The following is a 16,036-nucleotide window of genomic DNA, read 5'->3' as shown; positions in this document are numbered from 1 at the left end:
CAGGTTCAGAGGGTCGGATAGAGGCGGCCGGGGTTCAACACGCCATGCGGGTCGAACGACGCTTTCAGGCGCCGGTGGATGGTCGCCAGCGGCGGCGTCAGTGGCGTGAAGGCGCCGGGCGACTTGTCGAGCGCGCGGAACAGCGTCGCATGGCCACCGACGGACGCCGTGGCGTCGCGCACAGCGGCCGGTTCCAGCGGCGTGACCACCCAGCGCTGCGCACCGCCCCATTCGATGAGCTGCTCGCCATGCAGGTGCAGCGCCGGTGCGGTGCTCGGCAGGCTCAACCGCCACATCCGAGCCCCACCCGCCACCGCCCGCTCTGCGCCGGCAAAGAACTCATCGCTGTGGTGGCGCAGGCCCATCCAGAACGCGCCGGCCAGCTCGTTGGGGATGGCGTCGCCGCCAAGCTTCTTCAAGGCCGCCTCGACGGCGGCCTGCGCGCCAGCCAGCCGCAGCAGCAGCGCGCCGTCCCACCAGGCGCTCGCCTCGATGGGCAGCGGCTCGCCGCCCCAGCGGTTGAGCGCTTTCAGCGCGGCCGGCTGGTCGAACTCGAAGCGCAGCGTGGCCACCGCTGCGGGCAGCGGCACCACCTTCAGCGTCGCTTCGGTGATGAGGCCGAGCTGGCCCATCGAGCCGGCGAGAACGCGGCTCACGTCGAAGCCGGCGACGTTCTTCATGACGGTGCCGCCAAAGCTCAGCAGCTCGCCCTGGCCATTGATCATCACGGCGCCCAGCAGGTGGTCGCGCACCGAGCCGAGCGTCGCACGCGCCGGGCCCGACAGGCCCGCGGCCACCATGCCGCCGACGGTGCCTCGGTTGCCGAAGCGCGGCGGCTCGAAGGCGAAGCGCTGGCGGTGCTGGGCCAACAGCGCCTCGACGTCGTAGATGGGCGTGCCGGCCAGCACGCTGATGAACAGTTCGCTGGGCTCGTAGGCCGTCACACCGTTCAGCGCCAGCGTGGACAGCGGCTCGCCGGCGGGCGCCTCACCGTAGAAGTCCTTGCTGCCATGGCCGGTGATGCGCAGCGGTGCGCGCGCGTCGCGGACTCGCGCCTGAAGCTCGGCGACGTTCAAAACCGCTCCAGTTCCGGGAATGCCAGCAGCCCGCGCTTCACGTGCATGCGGCCGTACTCGGCGCAGCGGTGCAGCGTCGGGATCTGCTTGCCGGGATTCAACGTGCCGGCCGGGTCGAAGGCGGCTTTCAGCGCCAGCATCTGCTCGCGCTCCTCGGGGCTGAACTGCACGCACATCGAGTTGAGTTTCTCGACGCCCACGCCGTGTTCGCCCGTCACGGTGCCGCCCAGCGCCACGCTGCGCTCCAGGATCTCGGCGCCGAACTGCTCGCAGCGGTGCAGCTGGTCGGGGTCGTTGGCATCGAACAGGATCAGCGGGTGGAGGTTACCGTCGCCGGCATGGAAGACGTTGGCACAGCGCAGGCCGTACTTCTGCTCCATCTGCTGGATGTCCAGCAGGATGGTCGCAAGGTGCTTGCGCGGGATCGTCGAGTCCATGCACATGTAGTCTGGGCTGATGCGGCCGCTCGCCGGGAAGGCGTTTTTGCGGCCGCTCCAGAACTTCAGGCGCTGCGCCTCGTCGGCGCTGACCTGGCAGCGCGTCGCGCCGCTGGCCTGCAGCACGGCTTCCATGCGCTCGATCTCCTCGGCCACTTCCTCCGGCGTGCCGTCGCTCTCGCACAGCAGGATGGCCTCAGCGTCGAGGTCGTAGCCGGCGTGGACGAAGTCCTCGACTGCCGCCGTCATCGGCTTGTCCATCATCTCCAGGCCGGCCGGGATGATGCCGGCCGCGATGATGGCCGCGACTGCGTCGCCTGCCTTGCGCACGTCGTCGAAGCTGGCCATCACGCAGCGCGCGAGCTGCGGCTTGGGTACCAGCTTGACGGTGACCTCGGTGACGACGGCCAGCATGCCTTCGCTGCCGACAACCAGGGCCAGCAGGTCCAGGCCGGCTGAGTCCAGCGCCTCGCTGCCGAACTCGACCGGTTCGCCCTCGACGGTGAAGCCGCGCACGCGCAGCACGTTGTGCAGCGTCAGGCCGTACTTCAGGCAGTGCACGCCGCCGGAGTTCTCGGCGATATTGCCACCGATGGTGCAGGCGATCTGGCTGCTCGGGTCGGGCGCGTAGTACAGGCCGTGCGGCGCGGCGGCCTCAGAGATGGCCAGGTTGCGCACGCCGCACTGCACGCGGGCCGTGCGGGCCAGCGGGTCGATGGACAGGATCTTGTTGAACCGGGCCAACGCCAGCGTGACGCCGGACTCGTGCGGCATCGCGCCGCCCGACAGACCCGTACCGGCGCCGCGCGCGACGACCGGCACGCCGAGACGGTGGCAGGCCTTCAGCACGGCGGCCACCTGCGCCTCGGTCTCCGGCAGGGCCACCGCCAGCGGGCGCTGGCGGTAGGCGGTCAGGCCGTCGCATTCGTAGGGTGTCGTCTGCTCGGCCTGGTGGAGCAGCGCATGGGCCGGCAGTAGCGGCGCCAGCGCGGCCAGCACCGACTGCAGGCGGACGGCACGGTCGACGGCGAGGCCGGGGGCGGGGACGGAGGCGTTCATCGCGGCCGGTGGGGCGTGGGGTTCAGTGGGTATCAGGGCCGGTCAACTGTAGCCGCGCCACCGCGGCGGCCGGCTGACGTCCACGTCGCCCACATCGGGGGCTACAGCACCAGCCAGTATCCCGGCCGGCCCAGCGGCGTGGCCGGCGGCAGCAATGGGTTGCGCAGCGTGATCACCGTCCGCTGCACGAGGCGGTGGCGGGCAATCAGGTCGCCGAAGTAGCGCTGGAACAGCCGCTGGAAGCTGCCGTCGGCCACTGCTGCCTCCAGCCCACGCTCCAGGTCGGCCGCGAGCTCCGGGCGGTCGGGCCGCACGAACAGGTAGGACGCCGTGGGGTAGCGGATCAGCACGTTCGGCTCGATGACCAGCCCTTCGGCCAGCGCGCCGGCCGCCTCGTCCTCGATCTCGAAAACGGCGCGCGGGAAATAGTCGCTGCGGCCCTTGCGCAGCATGTCGAACAGCGCCTCGTAGCGGCTGGCGCCTTCCACAGGCAGCCCGTTGTGACGCAGGATTTCGTAGTCGGGCCAGTCGGCGCCCTGGCAGGCCTTGTAGCGCTTGAGCTGGTCCAGCGTGCGCAGGCCAGCCCAGCGGTCCGCATGCTCACGGCGCACCAGGCAGATGCGGTGGCCGATGAGGCCACGGTCCACCGGCACGCGCACCGGAATCATCTGCGCCTCGCGCTCGATGCTGGTCATCGTCCAGGCCAGGTCCAGGCTGCCCGTCCGGTTGCTCAGCTCGCGGATGACGCGCGCCTGGCTCATCGGCTCGCGGGCTTCGATGAACTCATAGTCCACACCGGCGTGTTCCGTGGCCAGCTTCATCAGGGCCAACAAATAGCGCCAATGCGACTCGCGACCCGGGTCGTGCATCGGATAGATGAGCGGCGCACCAGCGGCCCGCAGCGCGGGGGCAGCCACAAGCATCAGCAGCAGCGGGCGGCGTTTCATGACGCCAGCAGCCCGGGGGTGACGGGCGCCTCAGCCCTTGCGGCGGGAGGTGCTGCTGCGCGGCGCAGCGGTACGGCTCGCCTTGGCGGCCGGCTTGGGCGCGCCGGCCAAGCCCTTGGCTACGCTGCCGACGACGGCGCCCGGCACGGTGGCAGCCTTGCGCAGCGTATCGCTGGCGGCGTCGAAGGACTGCTTGACGAGGTTGCCGGCCAGCGCCCGGGCGGCATCGGTGGCGGTGTCCTTCATGGCTGTCGTCGCGAGCTGTGTGAACTGCTGGGTCAGCGCCGTCCACCACTGCGTGGGGTCAACAGCGCCGGGCGACAAGCCCAGGGCCGGGGCGGTGTCGGTGGTCGGCTTCTTGGCGGCCGGCCGGGCCGCACGAGGGGCCGCCTTGGCGGGCGCCTGCACGGCGGGCTGGGCTTCGCCCTGCGCGGCCGACGCCGCGGCCACCGCCTCCGGCGTGATGCCGGGCCAGGCCGAGGCATCCATGCCGGTGGGCAACTTGAGGCTGTCGCGCAGCTGCGTCAGCGGCACGTTCATCGTCTGCAGCGTGGAGAGCGTCATGCGCTGCACCTCCAGCGCCTGGATGGTGGCGCCCAGCATGCGGGCGTTCTGCTCCAGCCAGAACTGCACGGTGCGCAGCTCTTCGATGCGTTTGGCAAGTTCCTCCGGGTTGAGCGTGGGCGCCACCCACTGGCCGATGCCCGGCAGCGCAGCGCCTGCGTTCTTGACGAGGCCCTGCAGAAAGTCAAAACCCGGCACGAACTTGGTGAAGGCGTTGTCGCTCATGTCGTCTCCCCTTGTTGGACCGGATCCTACTCCGCAGGGGGCATCCGTTCGACGGTGAATCCCCGCTGCGCCAGCAGCCGCGGCAGCGCCTGGGGCCCTGTCATGTGCAGTGCACCCACGGCCACCAGCAGCCGCTGGCCGGCACCGTGTAACGCGTCGATGCGCTCGGACAGGCCGATGTTGCGGTCGTCGTTGACACGCCTCATCCAATCGCGCTCGGCGGGCGTGTCTGCGCAGCGGCACCAGCGCGGGTAGTCAGCCAGCGTCTTCAGGTCGGCGCGGGCCCAGGCGTCGGCGAGCTTGCGCAGCGGCGCGCGCAGCTCGCCGCGCTGCAGCTGGCGAAGCGCACCGCCGACGACCTCCGGCAGCTCCGCCGCCGTGGGCTCCAGCGCATCGAGCTGCTGTTCCACGCTCTCCAGCGACTGCACCGGCCGCCCCTCGGCCTTCGCTCGGGCCACCAGCATCAGGTCCTGGCCGAAGGCCGCGTCGAACCCGTCGCGGCGCGCTTCCAGCAGCGTCAACGTCGTGAGCTGAAGCATGGCCGGCAGCGTCGCCAGCGCGCCGGGCGGCAGGCAGGCGGCGCGCGCCTGTGCCTCGATGCCGCGGGCCAGTGCGGGCGACAGCGGCTCGGCCGCCGGCAGCGCCGACAACGCCGGCCCGACATCGGCGGGGTCCAGTTCCACGGCCAGCACCTCGGTGGCCTCCCAGGCCCGGCGCAGCGTCGGTCCGGGGTAGGCCCAGTCCGGCTTGCCGAGGTGCAGACTGCCGAAGAGATAGCTGCTGTGGCCGCCGCGCGTGATGCGCCACAGCGGCCCGCGGTCACGCGCCTGCGCGGCCCACGTGGCCGACTGCTCGGCGGTGGGCTGCGCCGGCACGGGTGGGCAGGCGGCCCGGGCGACACTGACGCACAGCGCCAGCAGGACAAAAAACAGGGCACGGATCATGGGTTGGGTTCGATACGGAGTTCGCCTGGCTTCTGCGAGAAGTGCAGCCGGCCGAGCACGTCCATGCCCAGCAGCGGCGCACCGAGCTGGGGCAACACCGTCACGGTCAGCGCGCGGGCCTGCACACCGCCTTCCAGGCTGATGTCGGCCCGCGCCGCAAAGCCCTGCGCCGCACCACCGGCCGTGAAGGTGCGCACCGGGCCCAACGGCTTCAGCCCGGCCCGCTCGGCCAGCGCCTGCGGCAGCGCGGTGGACGTGGCGCCGGTGTCGACGAGGAAGTCCACGTCGATGCCACCGACGCGGCCGGGCCAGTGGAAATGGCCGTCCTCGCCGCGCTTGAGCACGACGGTCTCGCCGGCGAGCTGGAAGCGGCTGGCCGCGCGCTCGCGTTCCCACGCCTGGATGCCAAGGAAGACAACCAGCGTGATCAGCAGCCAGATCGTCAGCAGCTTGAGGGTATGGGGCAATTCACGGCGGGACACCGGGCGACGATAACCGCCCTGCCCGGCATGCGGATTGCCGGGCAGGGCCACCACGCCAAGTGCTACCGCCCTACGATCCCGCCATGCGCCTGCTGAAGCGACTCGCCGCCGCCCTGACCCTGCTGGCCTTGCTGGCGCTGGCCGGCTGTTCCAGCCTGACGTTGGCCTACCAGCAGATGCCGTTGCTGGCTGGACTGTGGATCGACAGCTACCTCGACCTGGACAGCGGCCAGCGCGCGCAGCTCAAGCAGCAGCTACAGGCCTGGCAGACCTGGCACCGGCGCGAGGAGCTGCCGCAGTGGCAGGCGCTGCTGCGCCAGGCCCAGTCGGCGCTGGAAGCCGGCGTCACGCGTGATGAACTGCTGGCGCTGGAGCGCGGCGCCCGTGCCAGCGCCGAACGCAGCCTGCAGCACGCCGCGCCGCTTGCGGCCCCGCTGCTGGCCGGCCTGCGACCCGGCCAGTGGCTGCACCTGCAGAAGGAAATGGACGACAAAGCCGCCGAATGGCACGAGCGCAACAGCGGGCGCGGCGCGCCGCATGAGCGCGCCAAGCGCTATGCCAACAACCTGGAGCGCTGGCTGGGCGACCTGGACCGCGCGACGCTGAAGCAGGCCCGCGCCGACGCCGAGTCCTGGCACTTCGACCTGCCCATGCTGGCCCAGGGGCGAGCGACGCGCCAGGCTCGCACGACGGAGGCGCTGCGCGCATGGTCGCACGGCGACGCGGCCGCGGGCACGGCGCTGCTGATGCAGAACCTGCAGCCGCTACCCGCCGAGCAGGCCTACCGCGAGGAGATCATTGCCAGCCTGCTGAAGCTGCTCAACGGGCTGGACGCGAAACAGCGCGAACAGGTGCACCATCACTGGGACACCTGGAGCGCCGACCTGCGCACGCTGCAGGCCGGCAGCTGATGACGCTCGCCGTCAGCTGCGCAGCGCTGCCACGGGCGGCAGCCGGGCCGCACGCCGCGCGGGCGCCCAGACGGCGACCTGCCCCAGCATCGCCAGAGACACAGCGCCGGCGGGCAGGTAACCCCACGGCAGGCGGGGCAGCGCATAGCTCTGCATCAGCAGGTGGCTCAGGCCCAGCGCACCGGCCAGGCCAAGCACGACGCCCAGCGTCGTCAGCAGCAGGTTCTCCACCTGGAAGTAGCGCAGGATCTGCCCCTGCGTAGCGCCCAGCGCACGGCGCGTGCCGATCATGCGCGTGCGCTGCTGCACCCAGAAGCTCGCAAGCCCGACGATGCCCATCGCAGTCACCAGCAGAAGCGCCAGGCAGACACCGCCCATCAGCCAGGCCATCGCACGGTCCTGCGCGTAGAACGTGGCTCGCATCTCGGTGAGCGGGAGCGCCTGCGTAACGACACGGCCCTGGTCGCCGGCCTCCAGCGCAGCCGTTGCTGCCTTGATCCGGGCGTCGAGCTCGCCTGGCTCGGCGCGGATGATGTACGAACCACCGCCCCTCATGGGCAGGATCAATGCGGCTCCGCCACTGTCCTGCCTTGCCCGGTGCAGCTGGGTGTGGGTAAGCGTCTGCACGACACCGATGATGGTCGACGGCGAGTCACCGTAGAGATACAGCGTGCGACCCACGGCCGACTGGCCGGGGAAGAGCTTGTCAGCCAGCACCTTGTTGATGATGACCTGCCCGATCCGGGGGTTCGCCGTGCTCATGACCTTGAACTCCTCCTGCACCTCGGTGGCCGTAAAGTTGCGCCCCTCCAGCAGCTTCAGGCCGAAGGCGGGCAGCATGTGCTCGTCGGCCACGTATTGCGCGGCGGATATGCGCTGGTTCTTGTTGTCGGGCTCCGCAGCGACGCTGGTGTTGTTGCTGTTGTTGCCGTAGACAATCTGGTTGGCCACGGTCGCCGACTTGATGCCGGGCAGTGCACGCAGCTGCGCCAGGTCCTCGGCGACGATGCCTGCTGTTCGCTCGGGCGGCTGCGGCTTGCTGCCGCGCAGGTTCAGCACCGCGATCTCGGCCTCCACCAGGCCGCTGTCGGTGTTCAGCGCCTCGACGCGGGTCTCTATGAGGTGCAACGCATTGGTGACGATCGTGCAGGTCAGCGCCACCTCAAGCACGATGAGGCCGGCGGCGATCTTGTGGCGACGCAGCGTCGACACGATGGGTCGCAAGTCCATCAGCAGCCCACGAAGGCCCGTGGCACCGGTGCCCGAAACGGAAGATAACGTTGCAGACATCATTGAACCTTCAGCTGAGCGGCGGGAGTGACAAGCGCTGCGCGCCAGGCTGGTAGCAGGCCGGCGCACAGGCTGGCTAGCAGGGCCAACCCCAGCGTCAGCCCGAGCATCGAGAAATCCAGCTCCGCCAGGCGCGCATAGTCGTTGGGGCTGTGACGCACCAGCCAGAGCCCGCCATGCGCAAACAGCAGGCCCAGCACCGCACCGGCCACCCCCAGCAGCCCAGCCTCGACGACGAACTGCGCGAATATGTCCCCGCGCGTGGCCCCCAGCGCCCGGCGCACGCCGATCTCGCCCGCCCGGCGCAGCGTCTTGGCCAGCAGCAGCCCCACCATGTTGACGACACACACCAGCAGGAAGCCGAAGGCCAGCCAGGTCTGCAGCCGCACATCGGCCGGCAGCACCTTCTGCGCGCCAAGCCAGTCCATCACGTTGCGCAGCCGCACGTTGGTCGGCCGTTCGAAGCGGCCGGCCGCGCGCTGTGCCTCGGAATAGGCCACGAGGTAGTCACGGTAGGCGGCGGCGTCCTCGGGCTTGGCGAACTCCACCCAGTACTGGATCCACGAGCAGCTGGCGTTGAGGTCCAGCGAGCTGCCTCCGTTCGCACCCTTGGCCCAGCAGTTCATGTTTCCCCAGTGGCCCATCTTCAGCGCCATGGCCGTGGAGAAGGGCAGGTAGAAGTCCTCGGTCTCGGTGTAGCTGCCCAGGGTGAGGTCCCAGAAGTGGGGCTGCACCTTCCAGGGCTTGAGCACGCCGATGATGCGAAGCGGCTGGCCGCGCACAATGACCTCGCGGCCCACCGAGTTGGCGCCTCCGAACAGCTTGTCGTTCAACGCGGCCGAGATGACCGCCACGCGCGCCTCGCTGTCGTCGTCAGCCGCATTCCAGCCGGCACCGAATTGCCATGGCGCGTCGAACATCGCGAAGAAGTCTGCCGATGTCATGCGCACGCTTGAGAAGACCGGCTTGACCTGGCTGTCGGGCACCACAACCGCCGTATTGAAGCCACTGGACATGACCTGGCGCAGCGCCTTGCGGTCGCGCAGCAGCGCCGTGGCGTCGTAGCGAGTCAGGTCGAAGTTGGGCTCTTCACCGGGCTTCCAGCCGATCATGTCGGCCGCGTCCAGCTGCACATTGAACAGCCGCGCGCTCTTGGCCGGCAGAGGGTCGCCGGAGAGCACATGATAGACGGTCAGCGTCGTCATGCAGGTGCCGATTCCCAGCGACAGTGCCAGCACCATCAGTGCCGTGAGGCCCTTGGAGGCGCGCGCGCTGCGGGCGGCGAGCTCGAGATAGTGAAGGAACATCAGCGGGTCTCCAAAAGTGCGTTCACCGCGGCGAGTTCGGCATCGCCCAGCGACCCGGCCGCCAGGTGCAGCGCGAGCAGAGCGAGCACATGCCTGTGCCGGGCCCGGGTCAGCGTGTTCTGCGCCGCGGTGAGGGTCTGAATGGCCAGCAGCAGGTCGGTGGTGCTGCGCGTGCCTAGCGTCAGGCCCGTGCGCGTGGCCTCCAGCGCACGTTCTGCAGCCTGCACGCCGGCTTCGGCCGACTGCAGCTGCGCCGCGCCCTGCCCCACGGCGAGGTAGTCTGCGCGGACCTCGCGCAGCACGGCGCGGCGGCCGGCTTCGAGCTGCTCGCGCGCGGCTTCACGCTGGAAGGCGGCGCGGTCGGCCGCGGCGGTGGTGGCACCGCCCGCGAACAGTGGCACGGTCAGCTTCAGCGCGAGCTGCGTCGGCGTGCGGTTGGCGTCGGACAGCGGCACGCCGTCGCCGCGCTGGCGCTGCGTATCCACGCCCAGGCTCAGTGTCGGCAGGTGGCCTGCGCGAGCGCCGGCGATACGTTGCTCGCCGGCCTGCACGTCGAGCTGCAGCGCCCGCAGTGCCGGATTGGCCTGCAGCGCCCGCTGCGCCCAGGCTTCGGCATCGTCAGGCAGTGGCTGGGCACGCAGCTCGCGGCGCAGAGGCTGCAGCGTGGGCGCCGTGCCGCTGGTGAGCTGCGCCAAGGCCTCGCGTGCATCGGCCACGGCCAGCTCGGCGGCCAGCGTACCGGCACGCGCCTGCTCGCGGTAGGCGCGCGACTGGTCGGCCTCCACCTGCGCCGACAGGCCTGCGGCAAAGCGCGACTGCGCCTCGCTGACCTGGCGGTCGAACGCCTCCTCGTTGGCCCGGGCCGTGGCCAGCTGGGCCTGCGCCGACAGCAGCCCGAAGTAGGCCTCGGCCACCCGCTGCCGCGCCGCCTGCTCGGCGGCGATGAGGCGGGCGGCCTGCGCCGACGCATCGCTGCGGCTGGCGTCCCATTCGCGCAGCGCGGCCAGGTCCACCAGCGGCTGACTGATGCTGCTGGTCGTCGTACGCCAGCGGTTGCCGCCGGTCTCGCGCTGCTCGGCGTGCTGCAGCGTCCACTGCGGCAGCAGCGCGGCGCGCGCTTCGCGGCTGGCGGCTTCCTGCGCGCCGCTGAGCGCCGCGGCCTGGCGCAGCACGGGGTCGGCCGCGCGGGCCTCGGCCCAGACCTGCAGCAGATCGTCGGCATGCGCGGTCTGGGACAGCAGCGCCGCAGTGAGGAACAGGACGCGCATCGGCTCAGGCAGCCAGGTCGGCGGCGAGATCGACGACCTGGCCGTCGATGACGTGGACATTGCGCTGGGCGCGTGCGGCCAGCTGCGGGTCGTGCGTGACCATGACGATGGTGGCGCCGTCGCGATGCAGTTCTTCCAGCAGCTCCATGACGCTACGAGCCATCGCGCTGTCGAGATTGCCGGTCGGCTCGTCGGCCAGCAGCAGGCGCGGCTCGCCGGCCAGCGCCCGCGCGATGGCCACGCGCTGCTGCTGGCCGCCGGAGAGTTCCGCCGGGTAGTGCTTGCCGCGGGCGGACAGACCGACGCGCGCGAGCGCGTCGGCCGCGCGCTTGCGCCGCTCGCCGGCACCGAAGCCGCGATAGCGCAGCGGCACTTCGATGTTGTCGAGTACGTTGAGGTCCGGGATCAGGTTGAAGGCCTGGAAGATGAAGCCGATCTTCTGGTTGCGGATGCGCGAGCGCTCGCCGTCGCCCATGCGGCTGACGTCGATGCCGTCGAGCATGTAGGTGCCGGCGCTGAAGGCTTCGAGCAGGCCGGCGATCGTGAGGAAGGTGGTCTTGCCGGAGCCGGACGGACCGGTGACGGCGACGAATTCGCCTTCGTTGACCTTCAGGTTGAAGTCGCGGAGGGCGTAGGTCTCGACCATTTCGGTGCGGTAGACCTTCTGGAGGTTGTCCATGTGGAGCATGGGTGGGTCCTATTCGCTCAAGGTGGGCTTGGTGGTGATCGAGGCTGTCGCGGGGCGTTGCACGCTTCGGTGGCGCTTGTTGGACGGGACGATGCCGGGAGTCCCGCCCGGCGTGCAACCGCGCGTTAGGCGGCCCGATGTCGCGATGAGTCGTGCCGGTGACAAGGCCAACCGCAAGAGCGCAGCGGCTCGCCTCAGGACGTACACCTGGTAAGACTCGGCATGCGCAGTGAATGCACGTGGTGCTGGTGGGCGGTTCAGCGCCTCTCTCTTGTTGACTTTTCTCTGGCGCAGCACAGAAAAGTTACCCGCCCGCCAGGGCGGACTCCCGGCGACTCGGCACCGAGTCGTCAGGACAACCGAAAACGAAGCGCCTATCGCACCCATCACGCCCGACCTCAATCGGCGATCAAGACGCGCGCCGCGCCCTTGAACCCATCAGCGCCCGAGATCACGACCCGGTCGCCCGCCTGCAAACCCGAGAGCACCTCCACGCGGTCCAGCGAGCGCGCGCCGAGCTTGACGGCGACCTTCTCGGCCACTCCGTCCCGCACGACGTAGGCATGACTGCCACCACCTTCGTCCACGAAGCTGCCGCGCGCCACGCCCAGCACCTTGTCGCGCCGGTCGAGCAGCACGCGCACCGACAAGCGCTGGTTCTGCCGCAGCTGCTCGGGCTGCGCGCCCGCAAAGCGCAGCCGCGCCGCCACCTCGCCGTTCACCACTTCCGGCGAGACCGAGCTGACCGAACCTGCCCAGCGCTGGCCGTTGCCGCTGATCTCGCCTGGCATCCCCGGCTGCAGCTCACGGGCGAAGCTCTCGGCCACCTGCATCTGCACCTCCAGCGCCGAAAGATCCACCACGGACAGCAGCTTCGCGTCGCGGCCCACGTTGGTGCGGTCCGCGATGAAGAGCTGGCCCACCTGACCGTCCACCGGCGAGCGCACCTGCAGCTCGGCCACCTGGCGCTCCAGGTCGGCCACCAGCAGTTGCTGGCGGGCCAGCGCGCTCTTCTTGGCCTGCACATCCAGCGCCAGGCTGTCCGTCTTGAGGCCGCGCAGGTCGCGGGCCTGCTCCAACGCAAGCTTCGCCTTGGCGAGCGCGTCCTGCGCCCGCTCCACCTGCATGCGCGCCGTGGCGCCGGCCTCGAAGGCCTGGGTCTGACGCGCGAGGTCGTTCTGCGCGGTCTGCTGGTCGATGCGGGCGTTCTCGTAGGCGCTCTGCAGCGCGGCCGTCTGCTGACGGGCGTCGACCTCGGCGCGGGCCAGGTCGGCGCGCAATGCATCGATGTTGCTGCGCTCCTGCGCGAGGCGGTTCGTCAGCTCGGGCGAATCGACATGAGCCAGCACCTGGCCGCGCCTGACCGGGTCGCCGGCGCGCACATCCAGCGTCACGGTGCCGGCGCCTGGCGCGTACAGCGTCGGGCTCTGCGCGGCGACGACGCGGCCTTCGCCGGCGACGTCACGCGTCAGCGGGCCGACATCCACCGTCGCGATGCTCAGCCGCGCGGCGCTGACGGCCGTGCCGGCCGACAGGCCCTGCTTCAGCCACCCACCGCCCAGCAACGCCAGGGCGACCAGAACTGCGGCGCCGCCGACCACAAGCAGCGGCTTGCGGCGGGACGGGGAGGCGAGCGGACGATCCTGCTCGGAGGTGTCGCGGAAGCGGGCGTTCATGCCCTGCTTTCCGCAAGCGCCGTGCCAAGGTCACCGCCACGACGAATCAACGACTTGGCGCTGCCGGACCTGTCCGCGGACAGTGTCCGGACAGTCCGGGCGCCAATCCGGTCAGGGTCGGGTTCGCTGCGATTCGCTCAGATCGCTTCGGTCAGCACGAGGAAGCAGTACGCCAGCACGGCAACCGCCATCCACAGGCCGAACGAGGTCAGGGGAACTCGGATCATGTCGATCTCCCGGTGGCGTCCGATGGGCGCTCAGGCGCGCAGCAGCCGGTCCGCATAACGCCAAGTTTGCGGACCTTGGGGAAACACCGTCGCCAGTGCGGATTCCGTCAGGCCCAGGTGGCGCTGCAGCACCGGGGCCAGCACCTGGCGGAAGTCGGTGCGCACGGCCAGGTCGCGGCCGTCCGCGAGCGCCGCGGCGTCCAGGCCTGGCCATTCGCCCAACACCTGGCCGCCCGCGACGGGGCCGCCCAGCAGCCACATGACGTTGCCACGACCGTGATCGGTGCCGCCATTGCCGTTCTGGCGCAGCGTGCGGCCGAACTCGCTTAGCACGACGATGACGGTGTCCTTGTATGTGTCGCCCAGCCCCAGCGTCAGCGCGTCCAGTCCTTCGCCGAGGGCGGCCAGCCGGTTGGCCAACTGGCCACGCGCGGCGCCCTGGCTGACATGCGTGTCCCACCCGCCGACGGCGGTGAAGGCGAGCTGCGTGTGCGGGTCCTTGCGGATCAACGTGCCCAGGCGCCGCGCATCGGCGGCGAAGCTGCGCGCGGAGGGCGCACCGGCGTCCGCCGACGGGTCCATCGACCGGCCCTCCGGCGCGGCCATGCTGCGGGCCATCTCGCCGCGGCCCTCGGTCGTGTCGCGCAGCGTCTGGTTCAACGGCGCATCATGGGCGTAGAGCCGCGCGAGGCCGGCCTGCAGCTGCGGGTCATCGATGGCGCGGCGCTGCAGCGCGCCCGGGCCTAGGCCCAGGCTGGCGACGCTGGCTGCCCCCGAAAATATGCGCGGCGGCGTGCTGCCCTGGCTGATGGCCCTCGTCGGGCTGGGTTCGCCGGGCAAGGCCGTCAGCAGACGGTTCATCCAGCCATCGGGCGTGGACTTGCGGCCGGGGGTGCCGGATTCGACGTAGTCCTGCGCATCGAAGTGCGAGCGCGTCGGGTCCGGCGAGCCGCTGGCGTGCACGAAGGCCAGCTGGCCGCCATCCCAGTGCCGCTTGAGCGGCGCCAGCGAAGGATGCAGGCCGAATAGCGAGTCCAGCTTCAGCAGGCCATCTTCGCCCCCGGGCGGCGGCAGCGCGATCTGCGGCCGGCTGGCGGCGTACTCCCGCTCACCGTAGGGCGCGACGACCGACAGGCCGTCCACCGCGCCGCGCAGCAGCACGACGACGAGTTTTTTCTGCGCGGCGCCCTGGGCGTGCAGCAGCGACACCGGTAGGCCGCCGAGCGTGAAGGCACCAAAGTTGAGGAGTTGGCGGCGCAGCATGGTCAGGCCTGCCCAGCCGCACGACGCAGCCGTGAATGGATGAAGGCGCTCGGTCGCATGGCGTCTATCTCCTCATGAAATCGGGGGAGGCCAGCAGCAGGGCGACCTGCTGGCCGGCGGGCTCGGTGGCCAGCGTGCGGCGCGTGGGCTCGCTGACGGATGCGCCGAGCGTCGCGCCCAGCCGGTCGGCGCTGATGCCGCTGCGTTGCCCCAGCGTGCTGGCGAGCTGCACGCGCTGCGTCAGCGCCTCGGGGTTGCGCCAGGCGGTGGCGGTGGTCCTGTAGCCATCGGGCGTCGCGGCACCGTACAGCGGCTGGCCGGCCTGTGCCAGCGCCGCCAGCAGCGGCTGAGGGTTACCCAGCGGCAGGTCCAGCGCGCGCAGGCTGGACAGCAGGTACTGGTAGGGCGTCTTGAACTTGGCCTGGTAGGCGTCACGGCTCCAGAACTCGTCCGCGCGGATCAGCGTGCGCGTGAACTCGCGCAGGTCGCCGCCGGTGGCCTGGAAGTTGTCGGCCAGCCGCTGCACGAGGCCAGCCGGCGGCTCGTCGGCGACAAAGGCCTGGGCGAACTGCCCGGCCAGGTGCCGCGCCGTCGCCGGGTGGCTGGCCAGCACATCCAGCGCCTGCTCGCCTTCTGCGGCGCCCGCGGCCCGGACGACGCGACCGAGCCAGGTCTTGGTGCCGTTGTCGTGCTTGCGCGGGTCGAACGCGAACAGGCCGCCGGTACCGCCGACAAGAGCCTTACGGGAATCGAGGCCCCAGCCCGTCAGCATGCGCGCCAGCTCGGTGACGTCGCGCTGCGTGTAGCCGCCGTCCACGCCCAGCGTGTGCAGCTCCATCAGCTCGCGGGCGTAGTTCTCGTTGAGCCCCTGGGGCAGCCGGGCCTTCAGCTCGGGCCGCTCGGCCAGGAAGCGGCGCGCGCGCTGTGGCGGCTGGTAGCCGGCGACGACGCTCTGCGCGTTGTCCAAGTACAGCAGCATGGCCGGGTGCCGTGCCGTCGCGCCGAGCATGTCGCGGAAGCGACCGAACACGAAAGGCCGGATGGCACGCTGCTCGTAGTCGGCCACCAGCACACCCACCGGCCCCTTGCCGGCAAACACGTTGAAGTGGTTGAACCAGAACTCGGTCAACACCTCCTCCAGCTGCGCAGGGCTCTGCAGCGCTCGCGACAGCCGCGCGACGGCGGCCTGCTGCACCAGCGGCCTGACCTTCTCCCGCACGGCGTTCAACGCCTCGGCGCTGGGCGCCTCACCCCGCGCTTGTTCGCGCCGGGCCTCACGCGTGGCCTTCACTGCCTCGCGGTAGCGCCCCAGCAGCTCAGCCTGGCCCAACTGCAACACGTCCAGGCCGGCCAGGCGCGCCGTCAGCGCCGCGGGCTGGGGCAAGCGACGCGGCGCGAGCTGCTCGTCCAGGAAGCGCTCAAGCCAGCGTTCGGCGCCCTGGTCGGCGATAGCGGCGGCATCCGCCGGGCGCGGGCCGTAGCCCAGCCGGTTGAGGGCATGCAGGGCGCGTTCCTCGGCACCCGGTGCCGGCAGGCCGGCGGCATGGCCCCGACGACTCAGCAGCGCCGTCCCAATCAGGGCGGCGCCACTGCTCAACATGAAGCGGCGGTGCTTGTTCATCGGGGAACTCCGTCGTTTGCACGGAGCATCCCGCCAGGTGCGCAAGGCCAT

The 16,036-nt window shown here is 70.8% G+C and carries 14 protein-coding genes; 1 reads left to right on the top strand and 13 read right to left on the bottom strand.

Features of this window, described 5'->3' with window-relative positions; all coding sequences use genetic code 11:
• Nucleotides 1–5: 5 nt before the first annotated feature.
• From glcE to LXT13_RS07090, 6 genes are all read right to left on the bottom strand, one after another.
• The gene (gene glcE / locus LXT13_RS07115; RefSeq protein WP_233371127.1) at nt 6–1,076 is read right to left on the bottom strand and encodes a glycolate oxidase subunit GlcE; all 1,071 of its coding nucleotides are present in this window, start codon (nt 1,074–1,076) and stop codon (nt 6–8) included.
• Entirely contained in the window at nt 1,073–2,572 is a 1,500-nt protein-coding gene (locus LXT13_RS07110) for an FAD-linked oxidase C-terminal domain-containing protein (protein WP_233371126.1), read from the bottom strand. The genes glcE and LXT13_RS07110 overlap by 4 nt, the downstream gene beginning before the upstream one ends.
• Before the next feature lie 101 nt (nt 2,573–2,673).
• Complete coding sequence (locus LXT13_RS07105) at nt 2,674–3,519, bottom strand: substrate-binding periplasmic protein (protein ID WP_233371125.1); 846 nt, start codon at nt 3,517–3,519, stop codon at nt 2,674–2,676.
• A 30-nt stretch (nt 3,520–3,549) separates the two neighbouring features.
• Entirely contained in the window at nt 3,550–4,308 is a 759-nt protein-coding gene (locus tag LXT13_RS07100) for a PhaM family polyhydroxyalkanoate granule multifunctional regulatory protein (protein ID WP_233371124.1), read from the bottom strand.
• 26 nt (nt 4,309–4,334) lie between these two features.
• Nucleotides 4,335–5,252 carry a TraB/GumN family protein gene (locus LXT13_RS07095; protein ID WP_233371123.1) on the bottom strand — a complete coding sequence of 306 codons (918 nt, stop codon included), beginning with the start codon at nt 5,250–5,252 and terminating at the stop codon, nt 4,335–4,337.
• Nucleotides 5,249–5,719 carry a retropepsin-like aspartic protease family protein gene (locus tag LXT13_RS07090; protein WP_233371122.1) on the bottom strand — a complete coding sequence of 157 codons (471 nt, stop codon included), beginning with the start codon at nt 5,717–5,719 and terminating at the stop codon, nt 5,249–5,251. The genes LXT13_RS07095 and LXT13_RS07090 overlap by 4 nt, the downstream gene beginning before the upstream one ends.
• Nucleotides 5,720–5,817: 98 nt before the next feature.
• Between LXT13_RS07090 and LXT13_RS07085 the strand changes: the two genes are divergently transcribed.
• Nucleotides 5,818–6,645 carry a DUF6279 family lipoprotein gene (locus LXT13_RS07085; protein WP_233371121.1) on the top strand — a complete coding sequence of 276 codons (828 nt, stop codon included), beginning with the start codon at nt 5,818–5,820 and terminating at the stop codon, nt 6,643–6,645.
• Between the two features lie 12 nt (nt 6,646–6,657).
• Here LXT13_RS07085 and LXT13_RS07080 read toward each other — a convergent pair whose 3' ends face one another.
• From LXT13_RS07080 to LXT13_RS07050, 7 genes are all read right to left on the bottom strand, one after another.
• On the bottom strand, nt 6,658–7,875 hold the full coding sequence (locus tag LXT13_RS07080) for an ABC transporter permease (protein ID WP_233371120.1): 1,218 nt from the start codon (nt 7,873–7,875) through the stop codon (nt 6,658–6,660).
• A gap of 59 nt (nt 7,876–7,934) precedes the next feature.
• Nucleotides 7,935–9,242, bottom strand: a complete 1,308-nt coding sequence (locus LXT13_RS07075) for an ABC transporter permease (RefSeq protein WP_233371119.1) — start codon at nt 9,240–9,242, stop codon at nt 7,935–7,937.
• Nucleotides 9,242–10,510 (bottom strand): TolC family outer membrane protein, encoded by a 1,269-nt coding sequence (locus tag LXT13_RS07070; RefSeq protein WP_233371118.1) that lies wholly within the window; start codon nt 10,508–10,510, stop codon nt 9,242–9,244. Before LXT13_RS07070 ends, LXT13_RS07075 begins: the two co-directional genes overlap by 1 nt.
• A 4-nt stretch (nt 10,511–10,514) precedes the next feature.
• Nucleotides 10,515–11,198: an ABC transporter ATP-binding protein gene (locus LXT13_RS07065; protein WP_233371117.1), complete on the bottom strand. Its 684-nt coding sequence runs from the start codon at nt 11,196–11,198 to the stop codon at nt 10,515–10,517.
• Between the two features lie 398 nt (nt 11,199–11,596).
• Nucleotides 11,597–12,874 (bottom strand): efflux RND transporter periplasmic adaptor subunit, encoded by a 1,278-nt coding sequence (locus LXT13_RS07060; RefSeq protein ID WP_233371116.1) that lies wholly within the window; start codon nt 12,872–12,874, stop codon nt 11,597–11,599.
• A 257-nt stretch (nt 12,875–13,131) separates the two neighbouring features.
• Nucleotides 13,132–14,364: a DUF1501 domain-containing protein gene (locus LXT13_RS07055; RefSeq protein WP_233371115.1), complete on the bottom strand. Its 1,233-nt coding sequence runs from the start codon at nt 14,362–14,364 to the stop codon at nt 13,132–13,134.
• Between the two features lie 64 nt (nt 14,365–14,428).
• Nucleotides 14,429–15,985: a DUF1800 domain-containing protein gene (locus LXT13_RS07050; protein WP_233371114.1), complete on the bottom strand. Its 1,557-nt coding sequence runs from the start codon at nt 15,983–15,985 to the stop codon at nt 14,429–14,431.
• Between the last annotated feature and the right edge of the window lie 51 nt (nt 15,986–16,036).

The organism is Pelomonas cellulosilytica (assembly GCF_021353265.1).
Classification (GTDB): Bacteria; Pseudomonadota; Gammaproteobacteria; order Burkholderiales; family Burkholderiaceae_C; genus Pelomonas; species Pelomonas cellulosilytica.
The sequence above is the reverse complement of the archived record's forward strand: the minus strand, read 5'-3'. Positions and strand labels throughout refer to the sequence as shown.

Bases quoted from the DNA above. Each gene is read 5' to 3' on its own strand.
- LXT13_RS07075 (WP_233371119.1), bottom strand. From the start codon at position 9,242: ATGTTCCTTCACTATCTCGAGCTCGCCGCCCGCAGCGCGCGCGCCTCC.
- LXT13_RS07105 (WP_233371125.1), bottom strand. From the start codon at position 3,519: ATGAAACGCCGCCCGCTGCTGCTGATGCTTGTGGCTGCCCCCGCGCTG.
- LXT13_RS07055 (WP_233371115.1), bottom strand. From the start codon at position 14,364: ATGCTGCGCCGCCAACTCCTCAACTTTGGTGCCTTCACGCTCGGCGGC.
- LXT13_RS07070 (WP_233371118.1), bottom strand. From the start codon at position 10,510: ATGCGCGTCCTGTTCCTCACTGCGGCGCTGCTGTCCCAGACCGCGCAT.
- LXT13_RS07050 (WP_233371114.1), bottom strand. From the start codon at position 15,985: ATGAACAAGCACCGCCGCTTCATGTTGAGCAGTGGCGCCGCCCTGATT.
- LXT13_RS07065 (WP_233371117.1), bottom strand. From the start codon at position 11,198: ATGCTCCACATGGACAACCTCCAGAAGGTCTACCGCACCGAAATGGTC.
- LXT13_RS07080 (WP_233371120.1), bottom strand. From the start codon at position 7,875: ATGGACTTGCGACCCATCGTGTCGACGCTGCGTCGCCACAAGATCGCC.
- LXT13_RS07085 (WP_233371121.1), top strand. From the start codon at position 5,818: ATGCGCCTGCTGAAGCGACTCGCCGCCGCCCTGACCCTGCTGGCCTTG.
- LXT13_RS07095 (WP_233371123.1), bottom strand. From the start codon at position 5,252: ATGATCCGTGCCCTGTTTTTTGTCCTGCTGGCGCTGTGCGTCAGTGTC.
- LXT13_RS07100 (WP_233371124.1), bottom strand. From the start codon at position 4,308: ATGAGCGACAACGCCTTCACCAAGTTCGTGCCGGGTTTTGACTTTCTG.
- LXT13_RS07110 (WP_233371126.1), bottom strand. From the start codon at position 2,572: ATGAACGCCTCCGTCCCCGCCCCCGGCCTCGCCGTCGACCGTGCCGTC.
- LXT13_RS07060 (WP_233371116.1), bottom strand. From the start codon at position 12,874: ATGAACGCCCGCTTCCGCGACACCTCCGAGCAGGATCGTCCGCTCGCC.